The sequence below is a fragment of the Vibrio syngnathi genome (genome assembly GCF_002119525.1).
GTDB classification, from domain to species: domain Bacteria; phylum Pseudomonadota; class Gammaproteobacteria; order Enterobacterales; family Vibrionaceae; genus Vibrio; species Vibrio syngnathi.
Window position 1 is genome coordinate 788,789 of sequence record NZ_CP017917.1, and the last position, 12,490, is coordinate 801,278.

11 protein-coding genes are annotated in these 12,490 nt (G+C 42.4%); 9 read left to right on the plus strand and 2 right to left on the minus strand.

Annotation, left to right across the window (positions count from 1 at the left end; all coding sequences use genetic code 11):
- Positions 1 to 38 precede the first annotated feature (38 nt).
- Positions 39 to 1,280, minus strand: a complete 1,242-nt coding sequence (locus K08M4_RS18485) for a GGDEF domain-containing protein (RefSeq protein WP_086050936.1) — start codon at positions 1,278 to 1,280, stop codon at positions 39 to 41.
- Between the two features lie 437 nt (positions 1,281 to 1,717).
- On the opposite strand from K08M4_RS18485, the gene K08M4_RS18490 reads away from it, so the two are divergent.
- The 9 genes from K08M4_RS18490 (at position 1,718) to K08M4_RS18530 (ending at position 10,364) form a co-directional block, all read left to right on the plus strand.
- On the plus strand, positions 1,718 to 2,086 hold the full coding sequence (locus K08M4_RS18490) for a late competence development ComFB family protein (protein ID WP_009845358.1): 369 nt from the start codon (positions 1,718 to 1,720) through the stop codon (positions 2,084 to 2,086).
- A gap of 38 nt (positions 2,087 to 2,124) precedes the next feature.
- A complete protein-coding gene (locus tag K08M4_RS18495) occupies positions 2,125 to 2,406 on the plus strand; it encodes an HlyU family transcriptional regulator (protein WP_012600627.1) in 282 nt (93 codons plus the stop codon).
- 299 nt (positions 2,407 to 2,705) lie between these two features.
- On the plus strand, positions 2,706 to 4,253 hold the full coding sequence (pntA, locus tag K08M4_RS18500; RefSeq protein ID WP_086050937.1) for a Re/Si-specific NAD(P)(+) transhydrogenase subunit alpha: 1,548 nt from the start codon (positions 2,706 to 2,708) through the stop codon (positions 4,251 to 4,253).
- A gap of 10 nt (positions 4,254 to 4,263) precedes the next feature.
- A complete protein-coding gene (gene pntB, locus K08M4_RS18505) occupies positions 4,264 to 5,661 on the plus strand; it encodes a Re/Si-specific NAD(P)(+) transhydrogenase subunit beta (RefSeq protein ID WP_086050938.1) in 1,398 nt (465 codons plus the stop codon).
- Positions 5,662 to 5,971: 310 nt separating this feature from the next.
- Complete coding sequence (vxrA, locus tag K08M4_RS18510) at positions 5,972 to 7,444, plus strand: sensor histidine kinase VxrA (RefSeq protein WP_009845362.1); 1,473 nt, start codon at positions 5,972 to 5,974, stop codon at positions 7,442 to 7,444.
- Positions 7,419 to 8,078 carry a response regulator transcription factor VxrB gene (vxrB, locus tag K08M4_RS18515; protein WP_009845363.1) on the plus strand — a complete coding sequence of 220 codons (660 nt, stop codon included), beginning with the start codon at positions 7,419 to 7,421 and terminating at the stop codon, positions 8,076 to 8,078. The genes vxrA and vxrB overlap by 26 nt, the downstream gene beginning before the upstream one ends.
- Positions 8,078 to 8,956, plus strand: a complete 879-nt coding sequence (locus K08M4_RS18520) for a DUF2861 family protein (protein ID WP_086050939.1) — start codon at positions 8,078 to 8,080, stop codon at positions 8,954 to 8,956. Before vxrB ends, K08M4_RS18520 begins: the two co-directional genes overlap by 1 nt.
- Positions 8,957 to 9,015: 59 nt before the next feature.
- Positions 9,016 to 10,170 (plus strand): conjugal transfer protein TraF, encoded by a 1,155-nt coding sequence (locus tag K08M4_RS18525; protein ID WP_012600631.1) that lies wholly within the window; start codon positions 9,016 to 9,018, stop codon positions 10,168 to 10,170.
- 41 nt (positions 10,171 to 10,211) lie between these two features.
- Positions 10,212 to 10,364: a YoaH family protein gene (locus tag K08M4_RS18530; RefSeq protein WP_004731009.1), complete on the plus strand. Its 153-nt coding sequence runs from the start codon at positions 10,212 to 10,214 to the stop codon at positions 10,362 to 10,364.
- A 790-nt stretch (positions 10,365 to 11,154) separates the two neighbouring features.
- On the opposite strand, the gene K08M4_RS18535 is transcribed toward K08M4_RS18530, so the two are convergent.
- On the minus strand, positions 11,155 to 12,444 hold the full coding sequence (locus K08M4_RS18535) for a GGDEF domain-containing protein (protein ID WP_086050940.1): 1,290 nt from the start codon (positions 12,442 to 12,444) through the stop codon (positions 11,155 to 11,157).
- Positions 12,445 to 12,490 lie beyond the last annotated feature (46 nt).

Genomic DNA, 12,490 nt, shown 5'->3' on the forward strand with positions numbered 1-12,490 from the left:
GATGTTCAGAGTTTTACATTCCCCGATGTTTAACGTCTTTAAATATCGACACACAGCTTGTTTCGGCCCGTCTCTTTTGCTTTGTACAGAGCATTATCGGCAAGCTTCAAGACTTCTACGGGTTGTTTAGTGGTTCTACTATCAGACAGCCCAATGCTCACCGTTACGTTTACGACTTCAGTTGACTCGCTACTCTGACCACGCTTTTTGATACCAACTTCATGGTCATCTGGGCGATCGTTGCTATTTCGAATCGTCATATCGTAGTTTTGTACTTCGGAAATTAAAACCTGTAGGTGTTCTTTAACCTGTTCCGAGTGTTTGCCTTTGAATATAATCGTGAATTCTTCACCACCGTAGCGATAGGCTTTCGCGCCACCTGTGGTTTCACTCAATATACGTGCTACCAACTTCAACACATCGTCGCCAATGTCATGACCATAGGTATCGTTAAATTTCTTGAAGTGGTCGATGTCAACCATCGCCATTGAGTATTTACGCCCTAAGTGCTTCATATCCACTTCTAAAGCGTGTCTACCTGGAATGTTAGTTAAACGGTCATTAAAGGCCATATCATGGCTAGCCGAGACGACATAGATAATGAACAACGTGCCAGATAGCGAGAACATCGTACTAGAGATGTATTGCACATCAAAAAATATGAACGTACACGAAGAAAGCAAAATGGCACTGTATACGACGACATCAATCGCCCGGTTGTATACCAGAACTAAAATCGAAGTAAGACCCAATAAGCACAAGCTATACAGCACCAAAACAAAAGGCAGCCGCGAGAATCCGCTAACGATAAACAGAAGCCCTTCGCTCCATGACTCAAACCCGCCGGATTGGAAGTGAGAAACAATTAATTGGGTCCATACCGTAAACAGAACGAGAACCAAAGCATATAGGAACATGGATTTCGAGTTAACGCCGTTATCCGGGAAGGCATACACCAGTAAGCAAGTTACAGGAACTAAAGCCGTTAACAGAGACAGTTCTAATAGAGTGGTGCCAGTATTAAGTGGTGTTTGTAAGCGAACTTGGATGATGAGGTATGCGACGAGCATGGTTAAGGACACCATGGCCATACGACCTTGCTTAAATGTGTGGCACAGCAAAACCGCAACGCTCAATAGAATGTATGGGAGGTTGCTAGCAAACCCTAAGTTTGACTCCGTCACGACAATGACGTTGTTCATACCTGCAAGTAATATTGCTAATAAAAATAAGGGGAAGCAAAATCGAAACATGCTCGACGTGACGAAAGAAGATGTCATTTATGTGGTGAGCCTAACTATAATGATGATCTTATAATTTAATTTTATACGTAGGATACGGTTAAACAAGCAATTGCCAAGCTTTTTCATTAAATTATAGCAAAAACATGATCATAGCTCGATAATCGTACAACTGTTTTTATATGTATTTGAGTTGCTATTAACCATAGAACGAGCTACACAGTATATATGATAAATGAAACAGCCGTTATGGATACTTAATTAGATTTAGATAGTTTGTGCTTATAGAGGTAGATGATTACCTAAGTCGCAATGAACAGATGTTATAACGATTAGCTACTGAAGCGGCTAGCAACAACGATTAGCTACAGCAATTAGCGACAACAACGGATTAGCAACAAGATCGATTAGCTACAACGGCAATTCGTTACAACAACGATTAAAATAGAATTAACCGCTAAACATGGAGGTGTATTATGCAAATCAGTGTCGATGTCCATAACTATATGGAAACTTTGGTGGGAAATGTATTAGCGACAGAAGAGTATGTTTCTGGCTATACCAACGAACAGTTAGCCGATCTTGCGTGTTTGGCTTTAGGTCAGCTTAAACCCATCTATATTCGCTTCGATGTCGATTTTCTATCGGCATTGCCAGAGGATAAATTGGTACTGTATAAACGAAATAGTGAGATCGCGGTCAAAAATGCAGAAAGTATGATCATTGACGACAGAAGACGCGAGCGTGACGACAATGTGCCCGTAATCTTTAGTCAACATAATTTTGATGATGACGTTGAATTACAATGGTATGAAAAGCCATTGTTGAGCGGCAAACAGTCATGATAGTTTACGGTTAATGCGGTCATTTTAGGAGTAAAAACGTGGGATTCTTTTCTAGATTATTTAGTGGCAAAGAAAAAACCGAACAAAAAGTAGAAATTGAGCCAGTCGAATACAAAGGCTTCAATATCTATCAAGATGCCATTGCTGAATCTGGTCAATACCGTGTAGCTGGGCGAATCGAGAAAGAATTTGATGGTGAAATCAAAACCCATCGTTTTATTCGTTCAGATGTTGTTTCAAACAAACAAGACGCCGATGAACTGATGCTTAAAAAATCGCAGATGTTCATCGACCAAATGGGCGATAGCATTTTTAGCTAACCAAATAGGGTTAGAATTGATGTTGGTCATAATTAGAAGGGCTTTCAGTGTATATGCTGAAAGCTCTTTTTAGTTTTAGGAACAAAGAACAGCTACTCGGTTGTTATTTAAAGGATTATGCGCAAGTGGTTTGACCTCCAGTTCGAGACGGTCGTCATTTCTTCAAATGAAGCGCTCAAATTCCATCCAAATCGTTATAAGTAATAACTTTTTCTGTTCTTTGAATAAAACACTTGAAGTATTAGTTGTCGTTAGATACAAACGAATAAGTCATTCGTGCCAATAGTCAAGGAATAGCTATGCAAATTGGTGTACCAAGAGAAACACTCGCAGGTGAAACGCGAGTCGCTGCTTCACCGAAATCGGTAGAACAGCTTCTAAAATTAGGATTTGAAGTTTGTGTTGAATCACAAGCAGGTGCGTTAGCAAGTTTTGAAGATGCAGTTTATGAACAAGCTGGAGCAAAAATTGTCACCGCAGATGAAGCTTGGAAATCCGATATTATTTTTAAAGTTAACGCTCCGATCGTTGACGAAACTAAAAATGAAATTGATCTTCTTAAAGATGGCGCAACATTGGTCAGCTTTATTTGGCCAGCTCAGAACCCAGAATTAATGGAACAATTGTCCACTCGTAACATCAACGTGATGGCGATGGATTCCGTACCTCGTATTTCAAGAGCTCAAGCGTTAGATGCATTGAGTTCTATGGCTAACATCGCGGGTTATCGTGCTGTGGTTGAAGCGGCGCATGAGTTTGGTCGATTCTTCACGGGTCAAATTACGGCGGCAGGTAAAGTTCCACCAGCGAAAGTATTGGTTGCTGGTGCGGGTGTTGCTGGCTTAGCGGCAATTGGCGCTGCGGGTAGTTTGGGTGCGATCGTTCGTTCGTTCGATGTTCGTCCTGAAGTAAAAGAGCAAGTCGAGTCTATGGGCGCTGAATTCTTGGAAGTGGATTTCAAGGAAGATACCAGTGCGGGCGACGGCTACGCAAAAGAGATGTCTGAAGCATTCAATAAGAAAGCTGAAGAACTTTATGCAGCTCAAGCTAAAGATGTCGATATCATCATTACAACGGCACTGATCCCTGGTCGTCCGGCCCCTAAGCTGATTACCAAAGAGATGGTAGACAGCATGAGTGCTGGTAGTGTGATTGTTGACCTTGCGGCAGCCAATGGCGGCAACTGTGAATATACCGTTGCGGATCAAGTCATTACAACGGCTAACGGCGTGAAAGTAGTAGGTTACACAGATATGGTTGGTCGACTACCGACTCAATCATCTCAACTGTATGCAACGAACCTCGTTAACTTGCTGAAACTGCTTTGCAAAGAGAAAGATGGCAACATCAATATCGACTTTGAAGATGTCGTTCTGCGCGGTGTTACTGTGGTTAAAGAGGGTGAGGTCACTTGGCCAGCTCCGCCTATTCAAGTTTCAGCTCAACCACAACAAGCTAAGCCAAAAGCAGCCAAACCAGAGCCTAAAGTTGAAGAACCTGTTTCTCCAATTAAGAAAGTGGCGGGTATGGTGGTTGCTGTTGGTGCTTTCGCTTGGGTAGCGTCGGTTGCTCCTGCTGCGTTCTTATCTCACTTTACCGTTTTTGTACTCGCTTGTGTGGTGGGTTATTACGTCGTTTGGAATGTAAGCCATTCTCTGCATACGCCTTTGATGTCCGTAACTAACGCGATTTCAGGAATCATTGTAGTCGGTGCACTGTTACAAATAGGACAAGGAAGTGGCGTTGTCACGTTCTTATCATTTATTGCCGTATTAATTGCAAGTATCAATATCTTTGGTGGCTTTACCGTAACCAAACGTATGCTTGAAATGTTCCGTAAAGACTAAGGAGTGACAGATGTCTGAAGGATTAGTACAAGCAGCTTATATTGTTGCTGCTGTATTCTTTATTATGAGCTTGGCTGGGTTGTCGAAACAGGAATCTGCGCGCGCAGGTAACTATTACGGTATCACGGGTATGGCAATCGCGTTGATCGCGACGATCTTTGGCCCACATTCTGCAGGTATTGTATGGATCATCATTGCTATGGTGATCGGTGGTGGTATTGGTATCCACTACGCAAGAAAAGTCGAAATGACTGAAATGCCTGAGCTGGTGGCAATTCTGCACAGCTTCGTAGGTATGGCAGCAGTACTTGTAGGTTACAACAGCTACATTGATCCACCTGCTACTGTTTCTATCAACCCAGCAGATATTCATGCTGAACATGTGATCCACCTAGTGGAAGTGTTCCTTGGCGTGTTTATCGGTGCGGTGACGTTCACGGGTTCTATTGTTGCGTTTGGTAAGCTTCGCGGCGTTATCTCTTCGTCTGCATTGAACATCCCTCATAAGCATAAGTGGAACCTAGCGGCGATCGTAGTTTCTACACTACTGATGATCATGTTCGTTAAAGCGGACGGCAGCATGTTCGCGCTAATGGTGATGACTCTTATCGCATTCGCATTCGGTTACCACCTAGTGGCATCGATTGGTGGCGCAGATATGCCAGTGGTTGTCTCTATGCTGAACTCGTATTCTGGTTGGGCAGCAGCAGCGGCAGGTTTCATGCTTGCGAACGATCTGCTTATCGTAACAGGTGCATTGGTTGGTTCGTCAGGTGCGATTCTTTCTTACATCATGTGTAAGGCGATGAATCGCTCTTTCATCAGCGTTATTGCTGGTGGGTTCGGCCAAGACGTGGTTGTGTCTGATAGTGATGAAGAGCAAGGTGAACACCGCGAAACATCAGCTGAAGACGTGGCTGACATGCTGAAAAACTCGAAGTCAGTCATCATCACTCCTGGGTACGGCATGGCAGTAGCTCAAGCTCAATATCCAGTGCATGAAATCACTGAGAAGCTACGAGCGCAGGGCATCAATGTTCGATTTGGTATCCACCCAGTTGCTGGTAGGTTACCGGGTCACATGAATGTGTTGCTTGCTGAAGCAAAAGTACCTTACGATATCGTTCTTGAAATGGACGAACTCAACGATGACTTCAATGAGACAGATACTGTTTTGGTTATCGGTGCAAACGACACTGTGAACCCAGCAGCACTTGAAGATCCAAATAGTCCAATCGCTGGCATGCCAGTACTTGAAGTTTGGAATGCTCAGAACGTTATCGTATTCAAACGTTCGATGAACACAGGTTATGCCGGTGTGCAAAACCCGCTGTTTTTCAAAGAGAATACGCAGATGTTGTTTGGTGATGCGAAACAGAGCTGCCTCGGTATTCTAGAGCATCTATAGGAAACACTTTTTAAGTATTTTCTCAGCCTAAGCATTAAGTCATAACTAAATAAGGAGCTCATTAGAGCTCCTTTTTTTGATCATCTGAAAGTGACTGTGCCCTAAAGCGATAAGTAATAAGCACAGTCCGATAAACGGACGCAAAACTCATTCGAATGAAATTATGACTAATCAAACGACTAGCGAGTGCACCTGTGCAACATAACTCTAATATGATTGAATTCGTCGCTACAACTCGCCATTCGTACGGCTTTTCATGCGCTTATAAATTTATCTTTGGTAACGAATGGTATATATTTGATTGATCTATATGAATTTGCGTTGGTTTGTGATCATCAAAAGAACATTTACTCTGCTTATCGCTACGTTATCAGTTTCAGTAAACGCGTTTGCTGACTCTTTACCTGAGCGTATCGATAACTTCACCAAACTTTTTGATCATGAAATGGCAATTGAATCTTATGATATTCGATTGCTTCAGGCTGATTACCCGACTCGCTTGATCATGCCGTCTTCTATGCTGCCGCAAACTGCAGAATACCCACTCAAAGACATACAACGCTTATACCGGCTGTCAAAAACATGCAGCGGGAAGCTGCCATTAAGCCCTTTAATCACCGAGCCTTTAGTCTTTACTCGTGCAATGTGCAAAGGAACTAAGCTTTCTGATCGTTGGTTTACTCGTAGTGGTTTGATCCACCCTGGTGGCGGTTCATATGCCGCACGATACGTTGAGTTATACCCAGAGAAATTTGATTCGTTGAAGCGCTACATGCACATTCAAGAGCGACCAAACACCGAACACGATGAACTACTGTCTCGTCTACAGAAGATGGACAACGAAGCCATAACAGCTTTGCTAGCGGGTGCGAGTATGTTTGTTGAGCTTGATGAAATGTGGGTCAAGCGCGGTGATAGGTATTACCTGTATAAAGAATCAGTTTGGAACGAAAACGCTACGCTCGCGGGCTTATCCTTTAGTTTGTCCTCAGAAGGCAACAGCTGTTTTGTCCAACGCGGCAATGTATGTTGGGAAATAGAAGATCATTCAGAGCTTCTGCAGATCGCCATGTTTATTTTGGTGATCGCCAATATCCTACTTGTGTTGGGGTGGGCCGTTTACCGTTGGAACAGTAAAAAACAAGAGATGAAGAGCCGGATGCTAGTTCTTCAAATTCTAACGCACGAATTAAGAACGCCGATTGCAAGTTTGTCATTGACGGTTGAAGGGTTTAGACGTGAGTTCGAACATTTACCAGAATCGGTATATGATGAGTTTCGTAGGTTATGTGAAGATACGCGCCGTTTAAGGCAGTTGGCAGAAGCAAGTAAAGATTATTTGCAATCAGACAACCAGCCGCTTGCAACAGAGTGGGTGCCAAGCGTTGAAGAGTGGCTTCAATACAAAGTTGAAGAAGACTTTGCACCGGGCATTGAACTCCGTGTAAATAAAGATATTGCTGCAAAAGTAAACGTATATTGGTTAGGTACTTGTATTGATAACCTGATCAGAAATGCCGTGAAATACGGTGTTGCTCCAGTGATACTAGAACTGAATACTTCTGACAAGAAGCTGACATTCAAAGTTATAGATAATGGAGACTTGTCTCGCAAAGATTGGGGGCAACTAAGAAAGCCATTCGTAAGTAAGAGTGGACTCGGTTTAGGTCTGACGATAGTGGAATCTATGGTCGGAAAAATGGGCGGTCACATGACGCTTATCGGCCCCCCAACAACATTTATTTTGGAGATACCTTGTGAAACAGACATTGCTTCTCGTTGAAGATGATAAAAATTTAGCTGACGGTTTATTAGTTAGCCTTGAGCAAGCTGGATATGAATGTTTGCATGCCGAGCTGATCTCTGAAGTTGAAGGCTATTGGGAACAAGCGGATCTTGTGATCTTAGACCGTCAACTTCCTGATGGTGACTCGGTAGATTCACTTCCAGGTTGGAAGAAAAAGAAAGACATCCCCGTTATATTGCTAACGGCGCTCGTGACAGTAAAAGACAAAGTAGCGGGACTAGACTCAGGTGCGAATGATTACCTAACGAAACCGTTTGCAGAAGCTGAACTGTTTGCTCGAATCCGTGCACAGCTACGCCTACCTGATGCTGAAGATCAAGATGCATCAAAAGTGATGGCTCAAAACCTTGTAATTGACAAAGCAACACGTGAAGTGTTTTTTAATGAATTGGAAGTTACGTTAACGCGTACGGAATTTGATTTACTATTATTCTTGGCAAGTAACCTTGGTCGAGTGTTTACACGTGATGAGCTACTAGACCACGTATGGGGTTACAACCATTTCCCAACAACACGTACCGTAGATACGCACGTTCTTCAACTAAGACAGAAGTTACCAGGTTTAGAAATTGAAACCTTACGTGGCGTTGGCTACAAGATGAAAGCGTAATGAAAAAAGCCTTACTTCCACTACTCATTTTATCAAGCGTCATCAATACTGCACAAGCAGCTGATTGGTTTAAGGATAGTGATACGCTAACACAAGTACACAAGCACCTGCTAGATAACGATTTAGCCTTGATGTTTGATTCACTAGTGGAAGTTTGGCAAATTAATGCTTCGCAATCTCGCGAAGATCATCTCAATCAATTGTTCGATCAAGCATTGAACAAAGATTGTGGTAAAACGCTCACAAAAAAAACCTTACCAGACTGGATAAGCTCGGTTGTCGTGAAAAGACACGTTATTCAAAGTCCCGGCAGGGAAACATTTCGTGTGGCGATTGATGTTGAATCGGAAAGCAACATCCAAGACATCACCTTTGAGAAGTGGGTCGACAAAGTCGTTTCGTCTGATAGTGAGTTCACCAAAGGTAATCCAGTAATCAACAACGCTTCAGTGAGTATGTACAGCAAGCGTTATAGCTTAGCGTCTCAACTTGATTCAGGACTTTATCGCCTGACTGTGAAAGGAGACAGCGGTAATTCCTGGAGCACCTGGATCATTCTTGGCGAAGTGGTTATGCGCCAACAAGTTCGTTGGGCATCTAAAGACTCTTGGTTGATCGATAAAAAAGCACTGCTGAACCCATACTGCCCATTACCAAAGCTAGACGTAGGTCTGTACGATTATGTCGATGAACGATATAAGCAGGTGTGGGGTAAAAGTTATGAATCCGATTATCCGACCAATTTGACGGGTGAAGAACTGCCCAATGATCGTTATGTTTTAGCTGTATCAATGGTACATTCGCGCTGGCAAGGTGACATAGCGATAGAGCAAGCACAAACTATCAGTAAAACTTATGATATTTCTAGCGAAGAGTAGCTAAAGTAATTTAGAATTGAGCCGTTAATAATGTAAGGGATCTAACAAAGATAAACGGCATGAAAAATACAACTAAACTACTCGCAGCATCAATTGCATTCGCCAGTCTTCCTCTTTCAGCAGCAAACTACGCCATTGAAGCGCGTGGTGATGCGATGGGTGGTGTTGGTGTTGTTTCAGCAAACTTCCTAACAGCTCCATTCTATAACCCAGCACTTGTTGCTATTTATCGTCGTAACGATGATATGGGTATGATCACGCCAAGTTTTGGTGGTAGTTATAATGACCCCCAAGACATGAAATCAAATATTGATTCCGCTCTGGCTGCGACAAACACTGCAGATTTAGATGCAGCTCTTAAAAAACTCGATGGTAACCAAGCTAATGTTGAACTTGGTGGTGTTGTCGCATTCGCAATCCCAAATCAATTTATAGCGGCGAACCTATTCGGTAAAGCCTATACAGAATCGTTTGCTACACCAAATGTTTACAATGAAGCGTCAGCGACAGATGCCGATAAGCTTGAGTTGTCGACGGTAGAAGCCGTTGCTATTGGTGTTACCGAAGTTGGATTAACTCTCGCTAAATATCAAACCTTTATGGGGCAGCATATTTCATTTGGTATCACGCCTAAACTTCAACGTATTTACACATACAACTACGTTGCTTCTGTTAAGAGCTACGATTTGTCTGATGTAAGAGACAATGGTGAAGGTGAAACTTCTTTTAATATGGATGCTGGCGCGCTTTGGTTCACAGGTCCATTTCGAGTTGGTTTTTCGGCTACCAACTTAATATCTAGAGATATTAATACCAAAGATACATCTCAAACTTTAACGAGCACGACCAGCGGTGTGACACACAAAGTCGGTGGCCAATACGCATACAAACTAGAGCCAGTATATACCGTAGGTGCTGGTATCGTAGCGGACTACTTTACGCTTAGTGTCGACTATGACTTAAACGAAACTGAAAAGTTTACTTCGTTCAAAGATAACGAACAGATGATTCGTGTTGGTACAGAAGTTGATGTTCTACGCCAACTTCAGCTAAGGGCAGGGTACTACAAGAATTTGGCATACTCTGGTTCAGAAGGCACAGTCACTGCAGGTATTGGTTTGTCGCCACTCAATTTGTTCCAGTTAGATCTAAGTGCTAACTACACCAATGAAAATGCAATGGGTGCTTCAATCAATTTCCTTGCTAGTTACTAACAGTCCTTATATAGTTCTGCTCCTAAATAAAGGAGCAGACTATGCTAAACGACTTACCAACCCTTTCTCACGAAGAACAACAGAAAGCTGTTGAACGAATTCAAGAAATGATGACTCAAGGCATCAGCACAGCACAAGCAATCAAAATCGTTGCTGAGCAAATTCGTGAAGAAATGAGTAATAAAGAAGAGTAGGGCATCAGCCCTTCTTTTTTAACACCTTCGTGCACTATAACTAAATATTTTGCCCTCTAGTAGATTATCTCGTACATACCAACTCTTTAGTTACCCTAAATCCCGAGCTATTCAAAACCATTAAATTCCGTCTATTCAGTGAGTTACGTTGGAGTAATCCACTTATCGGGCTTTTCTTTGCTTCTGTTTGTAATTAAATTACAGTAAGATCTGAAAGTAATACAATCATCATTTTAGGTGTCAGTATTTATGTCACCATGTCTAAGTGGTTAAATCTATGGCGTTTTTTAAGGCTAGTGACGTTGTGACTTCTCTTTTTAGGGGATACGAGTGCATGATTTTGGAAGCAGAAAAGTAAGGGGTTTCTCGAAGAACAGTGCGAGATAAGTAACGACGGTAATGTTTAAAACCGATACCGCGAGTGACCCACCACTGCTTAGAGTGAGCTTTACTAGCCAAATATGTGACTTTAAGAGCAAGGCTTGGGAAGCTAGAGACGTAAGGAAGAGCTGTTTGTAGAGCGATTCAGGAACGATACGTATCAACCTGAGAATGCTATTGGGGCGTTATTAGTAACAGATCGTGTTATTGCAGATGGTGAAAGCGCGCTTAGAGGTGTACATATCGATTAGAATCCTAATGAACAGCAAAGCTTTTGGCTTGTTTAGCCAGCGTTAAAAATCTAACGGCTGCTTAAATGGATAGTAGATATCCGACAGGGTATTAGTGGCGTCTTGATTGAGTATTGGCAGAGAGTTGAATGTGTAACTGCAGTCTAGACAAGCGAGCTTTAGTACAACTTTGCGACTTGGTTTCGTCCGTTGTCTTTCGCTTGGTAGAGTGCCTTGTCTGCACGTTTAATTGCAGAACGTATCGATTCATGTTGCTTAAGCTGTGTTACTCCAGTCGAAGTCGTTACTTTAAGCGCTTTAGGCCAAACGTTTTGGTCGATTGCTAGGTATAGATTATTGATAGCTTCGTTACACTGTAGCGCAGTTTGTTCCAGGCAAACTAAAAGGAACTCCTCACCACCCCAGCGATAAAGTAAATATTGCTCACCAAGACTCTCGTTAGCCGTCGCGACAAACTGAATAAGTACTTTGTCACCCACTTCATGGCCATGTTGATCATTGATTTGCTTAAAATGGTCTAAATCAAACAAAGCGATGTGAATTGTTTTTCCTTGCTGGGCTAACCATTCAAAATCATAGAAAGCATCTAAAGCATCTAAAGCTTCAGTTCTGTTCCTACAGCCGGTTAACGGATCGGTTGTAGCCTTTATCTTTAGCTCTTCAATTTCTTGAGTCAACAAACGTTGTTGCTGTGCGGCATCTGTTCTTGTTCTTCTGGCTAGATAAAACGCACAAGATATATAGTAAATCGCATACAGCACCCATAAACTAATTAAGAGTTTTCCTAGTACAAACTTGTCGATCGTCTTGCCGTGAAAAACGATGCTTTGTACTGTTAGTTTATGGTGCCCATCAAGTGTGCTAGCACCAAGCCCTAACTCAACCGACACTGCGTTGGTAATGTCTACGGCGCTATTCGTAATAGGGTGGTTGTAATAGTCGATCCACCATAAAGGGACATTGAAATAATCTAAGTCGATGTGTTTTCTATCGGGTAACGAGAAATCTAAACGATTGAACTTATTAGACATAGCGTCACCTTGAACGCTGTAATTCTCGTCGTAATTTCGAATGTAAAAGCGAAACCTTGGCTGTTCTTGACCTTCGTAATCCATATTGATGGTCACTGAGTCATACACTGAGAGATCCAGACCTTTACCTTCCGTAGAGATAACGAACTCAATCTCACAGAATGGCGAGCTATAGGTACGCTTAAAGTCACACTGTAACTCAATGGTGTCTTCTGACTTATACAGCACCCCTTTGGTGCCACCATTATGTTCTTGGTCAGTGTTCACGAGTGTAGGGAATCTGTCTGGAGTGATAACGTAGTTTTGATCCATGATCATATGGTAAGAGATAAACGACAGTAGAGTGGCAGCGAGGCAAAAAACCGAAAGGAATATATTGATTTGCCTGAATACGTTGTCGCTCAAAATGTTAATCATCCATACATGTAACTTTGTGGTTATGCGTGATGTCACCGCAAACAGA